The 22,190-nt window shown below is 30.2% G+C and carries 12 protein-coding genes and 1 riboswitch (1 of these 13 cut by a window edge); of the genes, 3 read left to right on the top strand and 9 right to left on the bottom strand.

The window, feature by feature from the left end; translation table 11 throughout:
* A riboswitch (TPP riboswitch) is annotated at nt 1–65 on the bottom strand (it extends 32 nt beyond the left edge of the window).
* Between the two features lie 50 nt (nt 66–115).
* From ade to DR024_RS07000, 3 genes are all read right to left on the bottom strand, one after another.
* On the bottom strand, nt 116–1,897 hold the full coding sequence (ade, locus tag DR024_RS07010; RefSeq protein WP_027098648.1) for an adenine deaminase: 1,782 nt from the start codon (nt 1,895–1,897) through the stop codon (nt 116–118).
* Nucleotides 1,898–2,166: 269 nt separating this feature from the next.
* Entirely contained in the window at nt 2,167–3,450 is a 1,284-nt protein-coding gene (locus DR024_RS07005) for an NCS2 family permease (RefSeq protein WP_111918400.1), read from the bottom strand.
* A gap of 16 nt (nt 3,451–3,466) precedes the next feature.
* Entirely contained in the window at nt 3,467–4,699 is a 1,233-nt protein-coding gene (locus DR024_RS07000) for a M20 family metallo-hydrolase (protein ID WP_027098650.1), read from the bottom strand.
* 237 nt (nt 4,700–4,936) lie between these two features.
* Here DR024_RS07000 and DR024_RS06995 point away from each other — a divergent pair, with 237 nt between their 5' ends.
* Nucleotides 4,937–6,286: an aminotransferase-like domain-containing protein gene (locus tag DR024_RS06995; protein WP_051195983.1), complete on the top strand. Its 1,350-nt coding sequence runs from the start codon at nt 4,937–4,939 to the stop codon at nt 6,284–6,286.
* Nucleotides 6,287–6,393: 107 nt separating this feature from the next.
* On the opposite strand, the gene adhE is transcribed toward DR024_RS06995, so the two are convergent.
* The 3 genes from adhE to DR024_RS06980 form a co-directional block, all read right to left on the bottom strand.
* Nucleotides 6,394–9,021 carry a bifunctional acetaldehyde-CoA/alcohol dehydrogenase gene (gene adhE / locus DR024_RS06990; RefSeq protein WP_027098652.1) on the bottom strand — a complete coding sequence of 876 codons (2,628 nt, stop codon included), beginning with the start codon at nt 9,019–9,021 and terminating at the stop codon, nt 6,394–6,396.
* Nucleotides 9,022–9,425: 404 nt separating this feature from the next.
* Nucleotides 9,426–10,637 carry a peptidase T gene (gene pepT, locus DR024_RS06985; RefSeq protein WP_055183975.1) on the bottom strand — a complete coding sequence of 404 codons (1,212 nt, stop codon included), beginning with the start codon at nt 10,635–10,637 and terminating at the stop codon, nt 9,426–9,428.
* Between the two features lie 21 nt (nt 10,638–10,658).
* Nucleotides 10,659–11,822: an AI-2E family transporter gene (locus DR024_RS06980; protein ID WP_055183976.1), complete on the bottom strand. Its 1,164-nt coding sequence runs from the start codon at nt 11,820–11,822 to the stop codon at nt 10,659–10,661.
* Between the two features lie 328 nt (nt 11,823–12,150).
* Between DR024_RS06980 and DR024_RS06975 the strand changes: the two genes are divergently transcribed.
* A complete protein-coding gene (locus DR024_RS06975) occupies nt 12,151–13,161 on the top strand; it encodes a PLP-dependent cysteine synthase family protein (RefSeq protein ID WP_027098655.1) in 1,011 nt (336 codons plus the stop codon).
* Between the two features lie 43 nt (nt 13,162–13,204).
* Here the strand turns inward: DR024_RS06975 and DR024_RS06970 are convergent, their stop codons facing one another.
* A complete protein-coding gene (locus DR024_RS06970) occupies nt 13,205–13,621 on the bottom strand; it encodes a hypothetical protein (RefSeq protein ID WP_027098656.1) in 417 nt (138 codons plus the stop codon).
* 163 nt (nt 13,622–13,784) lie between these two features.
* Here DR024_RS06970 and DR024_RS06965 point away from each other — a divergent pair, with 163 nt between their 5' ends.
* The gene (locus DR024_RS06965) at nt 13,785–16,877 is read left to right on the top strand and encodes a hypothetical protein (protein WP_111918398.1); all 3,093 of its coding nucleotides are present in this window, start codon (nt 13,785–13,787) and stop codon (nt 16,875–16,877) included.
* A 38-nt stretch (nt 16,878–16,915) separates the two neighbouring features.
* Here the strand turns inward: DR024_RS06965 and DR024_RS06960 are convergent, their stop codons facing one another.
* Both DR024_RS06960 and DR024_RS06955 read right to left on the bottom strand, forming a co-directional pair.
* Nucleotides 16,916–20,362: a pyruvate carboxylase gene (locus tag DR024_RS06960; protein WP_065254478.1), complete on the bottom strand. Its 3,447-nt coding sequence runs from the start codon at nt 20,360–20,362 to the stop codon at nt 16,916–16,918.
* Nucleotides 20,363–20,475: 113 nt separating this feature from the next.
* On the bottom strand, nt 20,476–22,158 hold the full coding sequence (locus tag DR024_RS06955; RefSeq protein WP_027098659.1) for a bifunctional diguanylate cyclase/phosphohydrolase: 1,683 nt from the start codon (nt 22,156–22,158) through the stop codon (nt 20,476–20,478).
* Between the last annotated feature and the right edge of the window lie 32 nt (nt 22,159–22,190).

Genomic DNA, 22,190 nt, shown 5'->3' with positions numbered 1-22,190 from the left:
TATCCATATCAGGTACAAGAGTTAGGAAAATCCTTCTCAGCCTTACGGCACCCCTAGCTAATTCACTATATTCTTTTACACTAATATACCATTTATTGATATTTTTATCAAGCTTTTAGCATTCAAATATATTTACTAACTTTTTGTTCAATACATCTACAACACCACAGTCAGACATCTTAGCACAAGGAATTACAGGAAGTGCAAGCGTTACAACTCTCAATAATGGGTTGGGCATCTCAGTAATACCTAATTCTCTTATAGCTTTCTTCATCTTGTTAGCAGCCTTAGATAACTCTTCTGCTTCTTTATTTGACATCAGCCCTGCAACTTTTAGTTGTAAATGCTCTTTTAATTCACCATTTTCCACACAGCTTAATCCACCACCCATTTGAATCAAGTCATTTGCTACTAGTAAAGCTTCTTTAGGATCCTCATATACTATTGTTAGATTATGACTATCATGTGATATAGTACTTCCTAACGCACCCTTAGTTAACCCAAAATTCTTTACCACTGCTATTGATTTGTTCTCATCTTTACCATGTCTATTAATAACAATTACAAACTTTAAATCCTCTTCCCCTGATAAATCTATATATCCATCTTTAACACTTAATTCTTTTTCTATAAAATCTGTAACTGATGATATTTGACTTCTATATTGAATTATCTTTGTTTTTATCTTACCTTCTTCTATAGGAGCTTTTAACATAAAATCTTCAATTTTTAACTCTTTTACATGAACTGAGTTTTCTTCTTCAATATCATATTTTATATCTTCTATTTCCTTTAATAGTTTTCCCTCTTCAGCCACTATTTCTCCTTCGAAGACTACAGCATTAACCTTAAAACTCTCAAAATCCTCCAATACAACTATATCTGCTAAATATCCTGGAGCTAATGCACCTAAATTTCTTATTCCTAACTCTCTTGCATTATTTAATGTTGCACATCTTATAGCATCAATTGGATTTAATCCTGCCTTAACTGCTGTTTTTACAACATCATTCATATGACCACTAGTTAATATTTCATCCACTTCTCTATCATCAGTACATAAGGTAAGATTTGTTAAATATCTAAAATCCTTAACTCCCTTTACTATTTTGGTTACATCCTTAGAAATAGAACTTTCTCTAGCATCAACATACATGCCTTTTCTCATCTTATCTCTAGCTTCAATTTCATTTCTACTTTCATGGCAACTTAATATTCCTGCACAAAGATAAGAAGATAATTGTTTTCCTGTCAAAGATGGAGCATGCCCTTGAATAAACATATTTCTCTTTTCAGCTGCTTCAACAATCTTTACCATCCTTTCATCATTATCAATTACTCCGATGAAGTCCATCACTTCCCCAATACCAATAACTCTTTCTAAATCTAACATTTCTTCTATATCTTTTTCATCAAACTCAGCCCCTGCATTTTCTAAACCTTGTACTGCTGGAACACATGATGGTGCTAATATGTATTGTCTCATTGGAAGCCCTTCACTAGAATCATGCATATACTTAACGCCTCTAATTCCATGGACATTTCCTATTTCATGAGGGTCTGTAACAACCGTAGTTGTCCCGTGTGCAGTAACTGCCTTTGCAAAATTTCTTGGAGTAAGTAAAGTACTTTCAATATGAATATGTGCATCTATTAATCCTGGAATTACATACTTTCCTTCTGCATCATAATATTTTTTCCCTTTAAGAGGCTCTCTTTCCTCATCTATGCTACATGTAACGTCTCCAATATGCTTTTCATATATACCAACTTCACCTTCATATATTTCTCCAGTGAATACATTAACTATTTTTCCGTTCTTAATAACTAAATCATATTCTCTTTTTCCATTTGCTGCTTCTATTAATCCTTTTTTATCATTAGGTAAAATCCACATAAAACTCATCCTTTCACTATATAATTTAGGTGTTCTGTGGTGGAACTATAATTATTATTTTTTATTCTTAAAGTAAATTATTTTCAATTAAAGTTCACCTCACAAAAATCCATTCAACAACGCACTTTTACTATAACTTTTAAACTTTTTAAACATTTAAGAACTGCATATAAAATTTAAAATTATGATACATCCTTTTTACTTTAATAAAAAGTTGCCGTGGCAATAGAGAATAAGTTTTCTTCTCTATTACCACAGCTCTATTATTTCTATATTAAGAAGTATAAAATCAACGGTATTGATAAGATATAAATTCCCCAATTTAATTCTTTATATCTACCCGAAACTAATTTTGTAAATGTATAAGCTATAATCCCCATACTTATACCATTTGAAATACTGTTTGTGAAGATTGTAAATGCAATTGTAGCGAACGCTGGGAATGATTCTGTGAAATCACTAAAATCTATATCCTTAAGTCCTGATAACATCATTAATCCTATAATTATTAATGCTGGTGCTGTAGCTTGATTTGGTATCATCCCAACTATTGGTGTTATGAATATTGCAAGAGCAAAACATACCGCTGTTGATACAGCTGTTAAACCAGTTCTTCCACCTTCTTCAACACCTGAAGCTGATTCAATATAAGTTGTTACTACTGTTGAACCAAATAATGCTCCTACTATTGTTGCAATTGAGTCTACTAAGAATGGCTTTTCAATATTTGGTAAGTTCCCTTCTTCGTCCAAAAGATCCGCCTTAGCAGAAACCCCTATTAATGTACCTAAAGTTGAGAAGAAATCTCCAACAAAGAATGTGAATATTAATGGGAAGAAACTCCACTTTAACGCACCCATAATATCAAGCTTCATAAATATTGGCTCAATTGATGGCGGCATTGATACTACAGTTTCTGGAACTTGTGTAATTCCCATTGGAATCCCTATAATTGTAGTAGCTATAATTCCTATAAATACAGCTCCCTTAACTTTTCTTGACATTAAGAAAACCAGTAAACATAACCCCATAATTGTAAGTAATACTGCTGGTGTTTTAATATCCCCCATAGAAATAGAGCCATCTACTTGCATAATTCCACCATTCTTGAATCCAAGTGAAACTATATAGAATCCAACTGCTGCCCCTATAGCAAGCTTTACATTCTTAGGAATTAACTTAACTATAACTTCTCTTAATCCTAAAACAGAAAGTAGTAAGAAAATAACTCCTGAAATAAATACCATTCCTAATCCTGTTTGCCAAGAAACAACTCCCCCAGCAACAAGTGTGAATGCAAAGAAAGCATTACTTCCCATAGCTGGAGCTAAAGCAAAAGGTAAGTTAGTGTATAATCCCATAAATAATGAGAATATCGCTGAAAGAATTGCTGTAACCACTGTTACTGCTCCAACATCCATTCCTGCTGCTCCCATAAAGGATGGTTGTACAACTAAAATGTAAGCCATAGTCATAAACGTAACTATACCTGCTGATATTTCAGTTTTTGGATTTGTATTGTGTTCCTTTAATTTGAATAGTTTTTCTAACATTTTGTCCCCCTAATGTTTACTTAATTAATTCTTCTACTGTATCTAATAACAACTGACATCCATTTTGAATATCTATTTCTTTTGTATACTCTTCTGGGCAATGACTACTTCCATTTACACTAGGTACAAATATCATAGCCACATCACATATTTCACTAATAATGCTTGTATCATGGTTTGAACCACTATACATAAACTTATAACTTATTTTTCTTTTTAAAGCCTTTTCTTCTATAATTTTTAATATTTCTTCCTTCGACTTAGTTTCCTTAGCCTTAGTCAGTTCTTTTATAGAAGTCTTAACTCCACCATTCTCTATCTTTTTAAGTTCATTTTTTATTTCTTCTAAAATCCTTCTATTTGTATCAGGTTCGATACCTCTTAAATCTATTGTGAACTTTACTTCTTTTGGAATTACATTTGGCAAATTAGGTTTACACTCTATAACACCTACAGTTGCTACATTTGATTCATCTCCAAACTTTTCAACTATAGTTGGTATTTTAGAAATTAATTTTGAAGCTTCAATCAAGGCATCCTTCCTATACTTCATAGGAGTTGCACCTGCATGATTAGCTTCCCCTTCTATCCTTACCTCATACCAATTTAAAGCGTTTATTCCTTTAACTATTCCCACTGAAATATTTTCTTCATCTAAAACTCTTCCTTGTTCTATATGAAGCTCTATCATAGAATAGATTTCTTCCTTTGGAATCCTACATTCAGATACTCTTCTAGAATTAACTCCTAATTTCTCTATCATATCCACCATAGAAATACCCATATTATCTTTAAGATCCTTTATATCTTCAAATTCAATCTTACCAGCAATGGCTTTGCTTCCAAGAAGATTAACAGAAAAATTAGACCCTTCTTCTTCAGTAAAAATCACTACTTGATATCCTCTTCTATGCTTTAGATTATTCTCTTTTATAACTCTTCCAACTTCTATAGCCGCAACAACACCAAGTATCCCATCATAATTACCACCGTGTTTAACAGTATCAATATGTGAGCCGCTTATAACCACTGGTAACTTTTCCTCTGTTCCTTTTAATACCCCTTTTATATTACCTATATTATCAACGCGTACCTCAAACCCTGCCTCTTTCATTTGATTAATTAAATATTTCCTAGCAAGCAGGTCCTCTTTGCTGTAAGAATATCTTGTACAACCTTTTTCAGGGGTAGAGTTAAATTCGCTAAGCCTCTCAATCCCCTTCATTACTCTATGTATATTAACCTTCATGTCCTATCCTTCCTTCGAACTAATAACGAACTATATTTATAATATATATAATATTATTCGTCAGGTCAAGACTTTTTTCTACTTTTTCCGAACCTTTATTTTGTCAAACAATTTATTTTTCGTATCGATTGATATTATTATAATAAATTTCTTGCAATACTAATTAATGCTTATCTCACTTCTAGAAAATAAAATTTACTTATGATATTCTAAAACTGTACCATAACAGTTAAGAAGGTGTTTATCATTAGTAAATTATACGAAAAAATAATCAAGGATATAGAAGAAGGAATAGAAAAAGGAATATATACAGTAGGTAAAAAAATACCTTCTGTCCGTGAGCTTAGTAAAATGTATAACTGTTCAATAAACACAGTAATAAAAGCTTATGATACTTTAAAAAATAATCATGTTATATACGCTAATCCTAAAAGCGGATATTATATTGTAGAAAACATAAATAAAATTAACATCTGCACATCAGATACAATTAACTTTTATAGCGGTAACACTTTAATTGGAGATATGAATATACCTGATTTAAAACACTGTCTAAATTGGGCAGGAGACCTTTACAAAAATAATTCTCTAGACTCGAATCATACTGGAGTAGATTCTTTAAAAGATGCCTCACTTAGGTATTTATCAAACTTTCAAGTTTTCACTAAAAAAGAAAACTTATTTATTACTATGGGAACAGTTCAAACTCTTAACCTATTAATAGATATGAACTTTCCGAATAATAAAACAAAGATATTATTAGAACAGCCAAGTTATGGACACTTTTTAGATAACCTAAAAATGCTAAACATAGATATAATGGGAATTGAGAGAAACGAAGATGGTATTAATTTAGATAAACTAGAAAAAATTTTTAAAGAAGAGCCTATTAAATTCTTCTATACAATCCCGCGTCACCACAACCCTTTAGGAACTACTTTAAAAAAATCTCAAAGGAAAGCAATTGCTAAATTAGCAGCCAAATATGACGTTTATGTTGTAGAAGATGATTATTTTTCAGATATTTATTTAGACGAAAAATACGACCCTATTTATTCATATTCAGACTTCACTCACGTCATATATCTCAAAAGTTTTTCAAAAATTATGCCTTGGATGAGAGTTGGAGTTTCAGTTATACCTAACAACTTAATTAACTCCTTTAAAAATCATATAAAAAAATTAGATATAAGATATTACATATCACCATCATTATTATCTCAAGCTACTCTTGAAATATATATAAGAAGTAATATTTTAAAAAAACATAGCGATGTTATAACTAATGATTTAAAAAGGAAACATGAAATTCTTTTAAATAAACTTCTAATTTTGAAAAATCTAGGTATAAATTATTTTATTGACATATCAGGTTTTTATAGTTATATATTTCTTCCCGACCATATAAACGAAGACATATTAATTAAAGAATTAAGAAATAACAAAGTTATTGTAGGACCTGGTAAACGCTGTTTTATAGATAATTCATTTTACAAAAAAGGAATAAGGCTTAGTATATCTAGCGTCAGTACAAAGGATATTATTAATGGTTTAAATATAATAAAAAAATGTTTGATTAATAGCTAAAACTTAAATAATTAGTAAAAATAAATTTTAATCATTACAAAAAGGACCGTATCTTATTTGATACGATCCTTTTTTGCGAAATCAACTTTTGTAGTTTTATATAAATGTTATTTTTTCTTAGGCTTTTTTACTTCTTTTGAAGCTTCTTTCTTAACTTCATAAGATTTTATATAAATTTCCTTTAATTCACTCATTAATGGGTATCTTGGATTAGCACCTGTACATTGGTCATCAAATGCTTGCTCTACCATTTCATCAAGTGTTGCATAGAATGCATCTTCACTTATACCAGCTTCTTTAATTGTCTTTGGCATATTAACCTTAGCTTGTAATTCCTCTATAGCTTTGATTAATAATTCTACTTTTTCCTCATTAGTAGATCCTCCTAATCCTAGATGATCTGCAATTCTAGCATATCTCCATGATGCATTTGGATATTTATATTGAGCAAATGCTGCTTGCTTAGTTGGTGCATCTGTAGCATTGAATCTTATAACTTCGTTCATTACTAGAGAGTTTGCCATACCATGTGGTAAGTGGTGGAATGCACCTAGCTTATGAGCTAATGAGTGGTTTATTCCTAAGAAAGCATTTGAGAATGCCATACCAGCCATACATGAAGCATGAGCCATTTTTTCTCTAGCTTTAACATTTGTTGTTCCTTCATTATAAGCATCTGGTAAATATTTAAATACTAATCTAATAGCTTCTAAAGCTAATCCATTAGTGTATTCAGACGCCATAATTGAAACATATGCTTCTATAGAGTGAACCAATACGTCTATACCTGCACAAGCTGTTAACCCTTTAGGTGAAGTCATCATTAACTCAGCATCAACTATAGCCATATCTGGAGTTAATTCATAGTCAGCTAATGGATATTTAACCCCTGTAGTTTCATCAGTTATAACTGCGAACGGAGTAACTTCTGATCCTGTTCCTGCTGATGTAGCTATTGAAACCATCATAGCCTTTTGACCCATTGTTGGGAACTTGTAAATTCTTTTTCTAATATCCATAAATGTCATAGCTAAATCATGGAAGTTAACTTCTGGATGTTCATACATAACCCACATAATCTTAGCAGCATCCATAGCTGATCCACCACCAAGAGAGATAATTACATCTGGATTGAAATCTAGCATTTCCTTAGCACCAGCTCTTGCACATCTTAATGTTGGATCTGGTTCAACATCTGAGAATATTTTATATTGTATTCCGTTCTTTTCTAGTACTTCTGTTACTTTATTTGTGTATCCCATTTGGAATAATACTTTATCTGTTACGATGAAGGCTTTCTTTTTGCCCATATCGTGTAATTCTTCAAGAGCTACTGGTAAACAACCATATTTGAAATAAGTCTTTTCTGGAACTCTAAACCAAAGCATATTTTCTCTCCTCTCAGCAATGCTCTTAATGTTAATTAAGTGCTTAGGACCAACGTTTTCTGAAACTGAGTTTCCACCCCATGATCCACATCCTAGTGTTAATGATGGTGCTAACTTAAAGTTAAATAAATCTCCGATAGCTCCTTGTGCTGCTGGCATATTAATTAGAGTTCTAGCAGTCTTCATTCTTTCACCAAATGTTAATATTCTATCTTTTGACTTTATTTGATCTGTATATAGTATTGAAGTGTGTCCCATACCACCTAATTCAATTAATCTATCAGCCTTATCTAAAGCTTCTTCGAATGATTTAGCTTTATACATAGCTAATACTGGTGATAACTTTTCATGCGAGAATGGTTCTTCTAATTCAACTGAAGTTACTTCTCCAACTAAAACCTTAGCTGATTCTGGAACATTCACTCCTGCCATTTGTGCAATCTTATATGCTGATTGACCAACAATATCTGCATTTAGGCCACCTCTATCATTTAAGATTACTTTTCTAACCTTATCTATTTCTTCACCCTTAAGGATGTAAGCTCCTCTATCTGCTAATTCTCTCTTAACTTCATCATAAACTTCTTCTAAAACAACTATTGATTGTTCTGATGCGCATATAACCCCATTATCAAATGTCTTAGATAATAAAATCGAGTTTACAGCCATTTTTATGTGAGCTGTTTCATCTATAATGGCTGGAGTATTTCCTGCACCAACTCCTAAAGCTGGTCTTCCTGATGAGTAAGCAGCCTTAACCATCGCTGGGCCACCTGTAGCTAGTATTATATCTGATTCTCTCATAACATTTCCTGATAGTTCAACTGAAGGTTCATCTATCCATCCGATAATTCCTTCTGGAGCACCAGCTTTAACTGCTGCATCTAAAACGACCTTTGCTGCTGCTATTGTAGCTTTCTTAGCTCTTGGATGCGGACTTATTATTATTGCATTTCTAGTTTTTAAAGCTATTAATGTTTTAAATATAGCTGTTGATGTTGGATTTGTAGTTGGAACTATAGCAGCTATAACTCCTATTGGTTCTGCAATTTTTGTAACCCCAAAAGTTTTATCTTCTTCTAAAACTCCACAAGTTTTCATATCTTTATATTGATTATATATATATTCAGCTGCAAAATGATTCTTTATAACTTTATCTTCAACAATACCCATTCCTGTTTCTTCAACAGCCATCTTTGCAAGCTTAATTCTTGCATTATTTGCTGCCAAAGCTGCTTGTCTGAAAATTTCATCTACTTGTTCTTGAGTATAAGTTGCGAATATCTTTTGCGCCTCTTTTAATTCTTGAATTCTTTTAGTTAATTCTTGTGCATTAGTAACTGCCATCTTTAGTTCCTCCTAAAATTTATATAATAATCATTTGTGATTTTTTTATCATTCTTTCCACACTTTTATTTTATTTTATTGTTTATTTTTTGTCAATGTTTTTTGTTAACTTTTTTAATTTTTATCTAACTTACCCATCAAATAATTGATTTTTTGTAAATATTTTGTCAAACTTATATATTTTTAGGTTCCACAAAAACATTTATATAGCTATGTATGTAGTTTTTTTAACAATATTCTTGTTATAACTATATTTATTTTGTGCATTTACACTTTATATCATTCATTTATATTTAAACTTATTTTTCTATATAATTGATAACTTCCTAACTAAACAAATATAATTACGTCTTTCACCAATCAAAATATTTACAAATAAAAAGAAGTCCAATATTGGACTTCTTTTAACATTTACATATTTCGATTATTGTTTTGCAAGCTAATTCCATATATGAAACTACAGTAAATTCATATTTACCATGAAAATTATATCCACCAGTAAATATATTAGGACAAGGTAACCCCATAAAAGATAACCTTGATCCGTCTGTTCCTCCTCTAATTGGAACTAATTTAGGAACTATATCTAAAGCTTCCATAGCTTTTTTCGCTCTCTCCATTACTTCTGGATACTCATCAATTATTTCCTTCATATTTTTATATTGATCTTTTAGAATAATTTCTACTGTTCCATCTCCATATTTTGAATTTAGCTTCTCTTTAATATCATTTAATTTATTCTTTCTATTATCTATTCCATCAGTTTCAAAATCTCTCAATATATAAGTTAAAGTTGTACTTTCTACTGAACCTTCAATATCATTTAAATGATAGAATCCTTCATATCCACTTGTATGTTGTGGTGATTCATTTTGTGGTAACTCATTATGGAATTCATATGCTATAAGAATACTATTTTTCATTTTGTCCTTAGCATATCCTGGATGAATGTTGCTGCCATTTACCTTAACTATAGCAGAAGAGGCATTAAAGTTTTCACACTCTAATTCTCCTAACGCTCCACCATCTATTGTATAAGCAAAATCTGCTCCAAACTTTTCTACATCGAAGAAATCTGCACCTCTACCTACCTCTTCATCAGGGGTAAATGCTATTCTTATCTTTCCATGAGAAATCTCTGGATGTTTTATTAAATAGCTCATTGCAGTCATTATTTCTGCAATACCATTTTTATCATCAGCTCCAAGAAGAGTTGTTCCATCAGTTGTAATTATAGTTTCTCCAATTAACTTCTTTAAAACAGGATAACTAGATTCACTTAAATGTATATCTTTATTTAAATATATATTTCCACCATTGTATTCTACTATTTGAGGATTTACACCTTCTCCTTTAAAATCTGGAGATGTATCCATGTGAGCTATAAAACCTATAACCGGAACGTTTTCCTTAATATTGCTAGGTAAAGTTGCCATTACATATCCTTTATCATCAAGAGTTACTTCTTTTAACCCCATCTTTTCACATTCATCCTTTAAGATTCTGGCTAAATCTAATTGACAAGCTGTACTTGGAGTAGTTTCACTTCTTTCATCAGATTTTGTATTCACCTTAACATACCTTAAAAATCTTTCTAATAATTCTTCTCTAATCATCAATACTCCTCCTTTAATATATTACATATAATCTTCTGTTTTTGTCTTCATACCTTTCTTATCTAATTGACTTTCTACTACCTCTTTTATTATAGAGTATATTACTGCAAATAAAGGTACACCTATTACCATTCCTACTAACCCTAAGAATTTACCAGCCACTAATATAGAAAACAATATCCAAAATGCTGATATACCTATAGAGTCTCCTAAAATCTTAGGCCCTATTATATTACCATCAATTTGTTGTATCACAAGAATTATAAGTAAAAACCATAAAGCTTTAACTGGAGATACAAATAATATTATTATTACTGAAGGTATAGCACCAATAAACGGTCCGAAGAATGGAATTATATTAGTTATACCAACTATTACAGATACTAATAAGGTATATGGCATTTTAAATATTGTTAAAACAACAAATGTTAATATACCAATTATTAACGAATCAAGTATCTTTCCACTTAAAAACTTTCCAAAAGTATCACTACTTCTATGAGTTATTTCTATAGTCTTATTTGCAGCTCTTTGTGGTAAAATAGCATAGCTAACTTTCTTAGCTAATGCACAGAACTTTTCCTTATCAATTAAAATGTATATTGAAATTATTATTCCAAGCACTACATTCCATAATCCTGCAGCTGTAGAAGTTACTACCCCACCCAATACAGGTAACATATTTGTTACTTGCTTTATTATATAATTAGTTACATCATTAAAATTCGTATTTATAAAATTAAATACCTCTTCATTTAAATCAAATTTATGAACAATCTCCTCAAATAACTTTGTTGTATTGTTTATATATGTAGGAATATCATTTATTAACCCAACCAGACTGTCTATTACTTGTGGTAAAACAAATTGCATAAATAAAACTATAACTAAAAATGTAGTTATATAAGTTAATATTAGCCCTACAGTTCTTTTTCTTCTAAAACTCACTTTTTTAAAGCATTTAATATTTTCCATTCTACTTTCATAAAATCTCAATAAAAAATCTAATAGATACGCAATAGCAAATCCAAATATAAATGGTTGTAATAAACTTAATACTTTCCCTATCTTCCCCCACAACACTCCTAATTGTGATATTGACAAATAAAATAATATAATAGAACACACTAAAATAAATGTATATACGCATATTGTATTATATTTAGTATTCCAATTTACTTTCATATTTACCTCTCTTAATTATTATTTTTTTAACATTTATGACACTTTTATTATAATTTTTTTATTATCCTACAGCAATAGAATTAGCTATTTATAATAAAATATTAAGTTTTTTATTTGTAACTAATAAAAATAAAAAACATATTTATGATTTGTAGGGCTTAAAAGGTGCAGTATTGTTAGATTTATCAATAATAATGTAATCTAAATAAATACTTGGCTATAATAGCATAATGTAAATATTAATTAGTTCTAAAAAATAAAGTCTTTGCATTAGAATTAATGTGAGACTTCATTTTCAATAAAATAAACAATATATAGGAGTTGTACAATGTTAAATATACATTCAAAACTAAAATCATTAGAAAAGCTAATTGGTAACACACCTCTAGTAGAAATAACCTGTGTTTATAATGGTAAGGAAATAAAAATTTATTCAAAACTAGAATACTATAATTATACAGGAAGTATAAAAGATAGAATGGCACTTCATATCATAAAGAAATCATATGAAAACAAAGAATTAAACCCTAATGATACTATAATCGAAGCTACAAGTGGAAATACTGGGATTTCTTTCAGTTCAATTGGTACTTATTTAGGTCATAATGTGGTAATATACATGCCTGACTGGATGAGTGATGAACGAAAGAAATTATTAAGAGGCTTTGGTTCAGAAATAAACTTAGTATCCAAGGAGGATGGTGGATTCTTAAAATGTATATCCATCACAGAAGAAATTGCTAAAAATAATAAGAATGTATTTTTACCAAAGCAATTTTCTAATAAATATAACACAGAAGCACACTACTGCTCTACTGGACCAGAAATATTGAACATATTAAAAAAGCACAATCTAACTCCTTCTGCATTTATTGCTGGTGTAGGTACAGGAGGAACTGTTATGGGAATTGGGACATATTTAAAAAAACATAATCCTAATATAAAAATATATCCTCTCGAACCATCTAATTCACCCACTCTATCTACAGGAACTCAAGTAAATGACCATAGAATCCAAGGAATTGTAGATGAGTTTATCCCTCCTATTTTAGATTTTTCTAAAGTCAATGATGTTATTGGAGTTAATGATGGAGACGCAATACTTATGGCACAAAAGTTATCTAAAACTTTAGGGCTAGGAGTTGGGATATCTTCTGGTGCTAACTTCCTAGGCGCAATAAAGGCCTATGAACTATCACAAAAAAAGAATCCTGTTATAGTGACAGTTTTCGCTGATGATAATAAGAAATATTTATCAACAGACTTATGTAATATTGAACCCGAAAAAGATTGTTATATATCTAAAAATATAGAATTAATAAAGTTTAAAACTTTATAACTAAAAAAAGGTATTATAAAACAAATACGTTTTTAATACCTTCTTATACTTCTAGATTACCGCTAGTAATTGATGTTGCAACTAATATAAGAAAACTTGATATAAAAGCTCTAAATGCCCTAATCTCATCTCTTCTAGAAGCATCATTTTCTATTGCTGTTTCAAAAGCATCATAATTTATAAATAAAAAAATTGATGTAGTTAAAAGAAATATTTCATTAGATATCCTAGGTATCTTACTTAAATCTGGCAAAGAATCAGCCATATTAGTATTATTTAGTTTATCTAATATCTTAATTCTCTCTCCACTAACAAACTCTATATTCAAAATAATTGCAAGTAAAATAAGTAATAAAGAATCATATGAAATATTTAATATATTTAATTGCTTAAAAAGTTCTTCCTCAGAAACTGAAGATTCATTGTTTACTTCTTTTTGATTATTGTTATTTTCTTTCATTAATATCCTCTTTAAGCATTTCTATATTCACACAATATGATACTTTAATCATTTTAGTGCTTAAATATAGAACACAATTCACTTACTTTACATAAAATAAATAAGAAGAATATATATTTTATTTATATTAACTTTCGTTTTAAAAAATAAAGGAGGCTTTATTATGGCTGAGAACTCAGCAGCTTTCCAAATAGAAAGCGTTCTAAATCCCAATAACAAAAGTTTAGATATATATCTAAATACTAATTTTAATAACAATTATAATATTAAGTTGTTTGATTCTGATAATCCATCAAAAGTGTATAATGGAACATTAGTTCCAAACTCTTTTGATTCTACCAACAAAAATACAAAGACCTTTTTATTAATAGGTGAAAACCTAATTCCTAATAAACAATACTCTATTACTGTAACTAATGATAATAATGAAACTAGTGAAGCATACAATTTTTCTTTTGACTCAATTTCAGCAATAGCAGACCCAACTAATGACGTAAAAGTTGAAGCTCTAGGCAATAGAATTTTAAAGGTTTCTTTTAGATATCCTGTAGATAATTTATTATCTGCAAATTCAGATGATATTCTTACAAATTTTTATGGTATTTTCTATAATAGGCTTGCTAATACCTCCACAAATACCTCTATAGCCAAATGGGATGGTGCTTTAAAAAAGGATATAGCAAGTATTAGCCCAGACATGAGAAGTATCTTTTTCGAAGAAGATAGTAAGATACTTCCTGTTACAACTATACAAAATCATATATTACAAATAAATAATGGAGTTTACCACACAAATCCATTAGATAAATCCACCGTAATAGTTGATCAAACAGTAGAACAAAGAATAGTACCTCCAATGGAAGTTCCATTTTCTGTTCAAGTAACAAATACTCCAGCAAAAGCAACTAACTTAGATGCAATTTCAAGAAATGAATTAATAGTTAAGTTTGATAACAACGTATTACTTCCAAAACCTTCAACAGGGTTAACTGGTAATATACTATTCGATGAAAATAATAACCCTATATCTGTAGATAGAGTTTCTAGAGTTGATAATACTTTTAACACCTTATTGCTAGGTTTAGATAGTCCATTAAATATAGGAACACAAACTTTAAAGGTTGGTAATTTACCATCTGATACACCTATTTTATTTGATGCCAATGGTTACTCTATACCTCTTACTCCATTACAAGCAACTATTGAAAGTATAAAGCCTACACTAAAAAGTGCTAGCCAAGACATGAATATTATAAATCCAAAGAATACAATTATTAATCTATCTTTCTCAACAGTAATGAAAGATGATGTTTCTGGGGTTGGCGCTAATAATAAAACAAACTATACTTTATTAAATTCAGAAAACTTGCCTCAAGAAATTCTATCAGCTGAGTTTGGGTCTGATAAAACAACAGTAGTCCTTACAACAAAAGAATTACTTCCAACTGGTGACTACAGCCTAGTTATTAATGAAAATTCTATTGTTGATGAAAATGGTGAAGGAATACAATCAACAAATAGGATAGTTAATATTAGTGATTTATCATTACCTGAAGTAGTAGAGATTATAGCACTTAATTCTACTGAGGATATAATTGATGATACTAGTAATTCTATAATAATAAAATATTCTACTCCAATGACTATATCTTCAAGTGGTTCTCAATGTGCTGCAAACCTTCCAATTAACTATAAGTTCATTGAGTCAACTAATGAATCTACTAAGAATCCTTTACCTGAAAATACTACAACTTATGTTATGGAAAATAACAAATGGGTAAGATTTACTTTACCATTAGATTCTCAATATCCTACTTTTGGAGCAACTGATGGAACACCTAACAACAATTACTCTATTCATATCGGATATACAGGATTAAAATTCTCAGATTATAAATATGTATGTAATGCATCTGGAAATGTATATCCATTATGTGAGGGTGAAAAAATAGATGCTGCAGTACCTTTGATTAATTTGTCTAAAGGTAATGTTGAAATGCAGGCTCACAATAAAATGACTTACAACTATACAGATAAGGTAACAGTTGGTGGAAAGTCCTATACAAATGAATTTTTATCAGTATCTCCTAGCGATTTTATAATAAAGGTTAGTGAAAATGTAATTGATCCTTCTAATTTAGATGAGTTTAATAAACTAAAAACTTTAACAATATTAGATACTGAACTTTCTGAGGATAATACTAGTATAATATTCTCATTAGAAGAAAATTCTCTAAACTCTGGATATAAATATGCATATGTAGGCGCAACAACTCCAAATGGAATAGTAGATATATTCGGAAAAAATATTACAGAAGACGTCTTTAATAGAGAAATACTAAATAGTATCCCTTCAAATCTAGTAGGAATTAGCTTAAGTAACTTAAGTACTGAACCTACTAAATATACTTTAGGTATTGGTGATGATACTATTATAGCTATAGGATATCCTTATGAAATAGCTGTTAAATTCTCTAACGATATTAAAGCAACTCAAAACAATGACTTCGTAGTATCCTTTAAGAATACTCAAGAAAATTCACCTTATGTAGTTACTCCAATTAAATCTGTATCAATAACAAATAATAAAGACACCTTATTAATCAAAGGATATATACCTGCATCTGGAGGTGCAGCAATAACCTCTCATTCTCTTTTTGTTAGAACAAATGCTATGAATCCTACACTCGGTACAGTAGATATAAATTCTAATAGAATAGAAAGCTTTGATTATACTCCTGTATCTAATTTCTATATTTTAAATACAACATTTGTATCTAATGGACTTGTAACTGATAGTAAGTTCACTATGACATTCAATTATGATATAGATAGTAATTCCTTACCAAGCGATTTATTAAGTGATACAGGAATTACAAATCTAAAGTTCATAGATATGGATAATACTACACCATTAGATAAACCATATATGAATATAGACAACTTCGGAAAATTGTATGTTCGTGAAGAAGCTCCATCAGAAAATAAATTATTCTTAGAAAATGATGCTGAAAAAGCAACAGCGGATGTAGCTATAACCTTAAAGGGAACTTTATTAGATAACAGAACATTAGAATTATTATTCAACGTTCCTAGTGATACTTCTAACAGTATTAAGTGGAATATGGACAATCTAGTTTTCATGTTATTCTCCCCTGAACCTCTTACTATTAAAAATACAGGAGATGAAGGAGAATACTACGCTAATAGTAGCTTAGACTTTAATGCTAACAGTATAATGAGATTAACATTATAAAAAAAGAGAAACTCGTATTCAATACGAGCTTCTCTACTTTAATTTGAAATTTTCATTAATAATTCTCCAGTTTTAACTTGTTGTCCTTCTGAAACATATACTGCTTCTATTATGCCTTCTATTGTTGCTACTATATTAGTTTCCATCTTCATAGCTTCAATTACAGCTAAGCTTTGACCCTCTTCAACTCTTTCTCCTTTTTTCACTAAAATTTTAATAATATTACCTGGTATACTTGCACCAACATCAGACTTATTATTTGAATCAGCCATTCTAAATTTACTGTCTTCTCCAAGAACACTTCTTACAGTTTGAGTTCTATCCTTAATTCTTATAGACCTTCTATATCCATTTATTTCGAAATCAACATTTCTATATCCATCTAAATCTATATTTCCTATTTGTACAAGCTTAACTATTATAGTTTTTCCTTCTCCTAAATCTATTTCGCTTACTTCTCCCTCTGCTAATCCATGTAAAAACACATCACTTCTAATCCTGCTTACATTACCAAACTCTTGAAGGAACTTTAAATATTCTTCATATACATCTGGATATAATGCATAACTTATTGCATCCCTATTAGTAGCTTTAATACTGAATCTCTTATTTATATGCCCTTTTATTCCTTGGAAATCTTCATCTTTTAATAACTCTCCCGGTCTTACATCAATAGGTTTCTCTCCTTTTAAAACTAGCTTTTGAAGATCCTTTGGAAATCCACCTTCTGGTTGTCCCATCATACCTTTAAAATAAGATACCACAGAATCTGGAAAAGCCATATTTTTAGCTTTATTATATACATTTTCAGGAGTGAGATCATTTTGAACCATAAATATAGCCATATCTCCAACCATCTTAGAAGATGGTGTAACCTTAATTATATCCCCAACCATTTCATTGACTCTCTTGTACATAAGCTTAACTTCTTTAAATCTATGACCTAATCCAAAGCTCTCTACTTGAGGTCTTAAATTAGAATACTGTCCTCCAGGTATTTCATATTTATATATTTCAGCACTTCCAGATTTTAAACCTGATTCAAACTTGCTATATATAGGTCTTATACCATCCCAATAATCTGAAAGCTTTTGAATATCATTCAAATCAATTCCAGTATCTCTATCTGTATTTTCTAAAGCTGCAACTATGGAATTTAATGCTGGTTGACTTGTTAGCCCTGACATACCATTGAAAGTAGTATCAACAATATCAACCCCAGCCTCTGCAGCCATTAGAACTGTAGCCACACCTGTTCCTGTTGTATCATGTGTATGAAGATGTATTGGTATTGATATTTCATTCTTCAATGCCTTTATCAATTTTCTAGCTGAATATGGTTTAAGTAGAGCAGACATATCTTTAATAGCAAGAATATGTGCTCCCATTTTCTCTATTTCTTTTGCCTTATTTACATAGTATTGTAATGAATACTTATCTCTATTAGTATCTAAAATATCTCCTGTATAACATAATGCTACTTCTGCTATTTTTCCGCAACTTAAAACCTCATCTAAAGAAACCTCTATACCTTTCAACCAATTTAAAGAGTCAAATATTCTAAATATATCTATACCACTTTTAGATGATTCCCTAATAAATTCCCTTATTACATTATCAGGATAATTCTTATAACCTACACAGTTAGCCCCTCTTATAAGCATTTGAAACATAACATTAGGAATTCTTTTTCTTAACTCATCTAACCTCTCCCATGGATCTTCCTTTAAAAATCTATATGCTGTATCAAATGTTGCTCCTCCCCACATTTCAAGAGAAAATAGGTCTTTCCCATAATCTGCTGTAGCTTTTGCTATACTTATCATATCTCTACTTCTAACTCTAGTTGCAACCAATGATTGCTGGGCATCTCTCATTGTAGTATCAGTTAATAAAAGCTTCTTTTGATCTTTTATCCACTTTATAACACCTTCAGCTCCCTGTTCATCAAGTATTTGTTTTGTCCCTATAAGAGTTTTTATATCTATTTTAGGTTGAGGAATTATAGGAAAATCATAATCCTTCTTTTCTCCCTTTGTTTCATTTACCACTTTCTCACCAATCATTCTAAGAACCCTTTGCTCTTCATTAGTTGTAGGTTCTATATTAAATAATTGAGGATTAGATGAAATAAAATTTGTGTCACACTCTCCATGTTGAAATATATCATTATTAAGAACATTAATAAGGAAATCTACATTTGTTTTTATTCCTGTTATGTTTAATTCTTTTATAGATCTAATAGACTTTCTTACTGCATCTTCAAAAGTTCTAGAAAATGATGTTATCTTCACTAACAAGCTATCATAATAAGGACTTACCACTGCCCCCTCAAATCCGTTACCACCATCAAGTCTTATACCAAATCCAGATCCTGTCCTATAAACATCCATCTTACCATTATCAGGAGAAAAGTTATTTGCAGGATCCTCTGTGGTTATTCTACATTGAATTGCATATCCTCTTGGCTTAATATCATCCTGACTCTTAATTCCAATTTCATCTGATGATAATTTAAATCCTTCTGCTATAAGTATTTGACTTTGTACTATATCAATACCAGTTGTTATTTCCGTTACGGTATGCTCTACTTGAATTCTTGGATTCATCTCTATAAAGTAGTGATTCCCATGTTTATCTACCAAGAATTCAATAGTTCCTGCACTTCTATAATTAACTACTTTAGCTATTTTAATTGCATCATTACATATCTCTTTTCTTTTTTCTACTGATAAAGATAAAGCGGGACTAAATTCTACAACCTTTTGATGTCTTCTTTGTATTGAACAATCCCTCTCATATAAATGTACTATATTGCCATAATCATCTCCTAGTATTTGTATTTCTATATGCTTAGGGCCCTCTATATACTTTTCAATAAATATATCATCTATACCAAAGGCCTTTTTAGCCTCACTTCTTGCACTAATATATGATGATATTAAATCCTCTTCCTTTTTAACTATCCTCATGCCTCTTCCGCCACCACCTGCAGCAGCTTTTAGTATTACTGGATATTCACACTTTCTAGCAAAACCCAAAGCCTCTTCTTCAGATGATATAGCTTTTTCTACCCCTGGAATCACTGGAACTCCTACACTTTTTGCTACCACCTTGGATTTTATCTTATCTCCTAGTTTATCCATCATTTCTGGCTTAGGTCCTATAAATCTAATACCTGCTTCTTCACACTTTCTTGCAAATTCAGGGTTTTCAGATAAAAAACCGTAACCTGGATGTATAGCATCTACATGCTTTTTTAATGCTAAGGAAATAATACCATCAATATCTAGGTAAGCCTCAACAGGTCCTTTATTTTTTCCGATTAAGTATGACTCATTTGCCTTAGTCCTAAATAATGAGCATTTATCCTCCTCTGAATATACAGCTACAGTTCTTATGCCTAATTCATGACATGCCCTAAAAATTCTTATTGCTATTTCCCCTCTGTTAGCCACTAAAACTTTTTTTATTATTCGCCCCAAGTTAACACAACTCCTTCTTTCTGACCTATATTACTATTTTATACAAATATGTAATATACTACAATGAGCTTTGTGCATAAAATAAAAAGAACTTTGAAATTTCAAAGTTCTTTTTATTTTATTAAAGTATTACTTTTACTTAATGCTTTTATAAATACCTCTACTATTTCCTTATCAAATTGAGTACCACTACACCTTCTTAACTCTTCCACTGCTTCCTTAAAACTCTTTCGTACATTATATGGTCTATTAGTTGTCATAGCATCAAAACTGTCAGCTATAGTAAGTATTCTTGCTAGATATGGAATTTCTTCTCCTTTTAAATTATTAGGATACCCTTTTCCATCATACCTTTCATGATGATATAAAATCAATGGTATAACATTTCTAAGTGCTTTAACTGGCTTTATTATCTTGATACCATTTTCAGGATGCTTTTTAAGCTGCATCCATTCATCATCTGAAAGTTTCATTTTCTTACAAAGTATATCTTCATCTATATTAATCTTCCCTATATCATGCATATAAGCACCATATATTAAAGTATCTCTATCACTTTTAGATAAATTCAATTCCTCCGCAATAGCCCTACAATATATAACTACTCTTTCAACATGTCCATATGTATATCTATCTTTAGCATTTATGATACTAATAAAAGTCTTTATTGATGTTACAAGCTCTATATCTTTCCCCTCAATATTTTTAGTTATTTCATCTAAAACTGAAGAATAGGATTCAACCCTATTCTTAGAAAAAAACTTTGCTCTGTACAATGCATCATCTGCACTTTTTATTAGTTCTAAATCATCCTTAGCTTTATCAGGATATACAGATACACCTATAGACACTGTTATTCTCCCATTCGGTTGATTCTCTTCTCCATAAAAATACGTAAGCTCAATTTCTTCACGCAATTTCTCTGCAACTTTTAAGCCTTCTTCTTCTGTTGTATTGGGTAATATAACAGCAAACTCTTCTCCCCCATACCTTGCTACTATATCACCTTCTCTTACCTTATCAGATATAAGCTTAGCTATACCTCTTAATATTTCATCTCCCTTTTGATGTCCATACAAATCATTATAATGCTTAAAATAATCAATATCTAAGAATATTAAAGATATCTTTTCTTCCTTACATTCACTTATCATTTTCTTTAAACTATCATAAAAAAATCTATGATTATACACTTCTGTTAAACCATCTTTATTTACTACCTCTTCTAGATGCTCTATATACTCCTGTTCTATCCTTACATATATCCCTAATATCCAAGCAGTTACAATAAAAATAGCTGATAAAATCAAATCTTTTTCAAAGTTGTTATTTACCTTATCGCTAAATCCAATAATTAAATCTATAACCAAGATTATAGCGGATGAAATTCCAGCTACACCTAGGCCTTTTTTCATACCATCTTGTATAGTTGCGGATATAATCAGGAATAAATACAAGAACTTATATTCGCTCTCATATCCTCCAAAAAATATAATTATAGCTGAAAATAAAATTATATATATCTCCATTTCATATTTCTTTAATATATTTATGTACCACTTATTAGAATTTGTAGAGATTGAACTAATCCATATTACATAAATAATAAGCAAAAATAGTAATGGTAAAATAACTATATTTAAGCTAAATACTTCATATGGATTTTCTTGCGAAATTGTATTTCTATCATATAAATACTTACATAATATAATTCCTAAAGATAATAATGATATTATCTTTATCATATCTATTATGTTTCTTAATTGAGTTTCTTTTGTATTTTTAACTTTATTCATCTTCTCATACCTCTAAACTTGTAATGAGACCT

The sequence above is a fragment of the Clostridium paraputrificum genome (assembly GCF_900447045.1).
In the GTDB taxonomy this organism is placed as follows: domain Bacteria; phylum Bacillota; class Clostridia; order Clostridiales; family Clostridiaceae; genus Clostridium; species Clostridium paraputrificum.
This window is presented reverse-complemented; position numbering and strand designations above follow the sequence as displayed.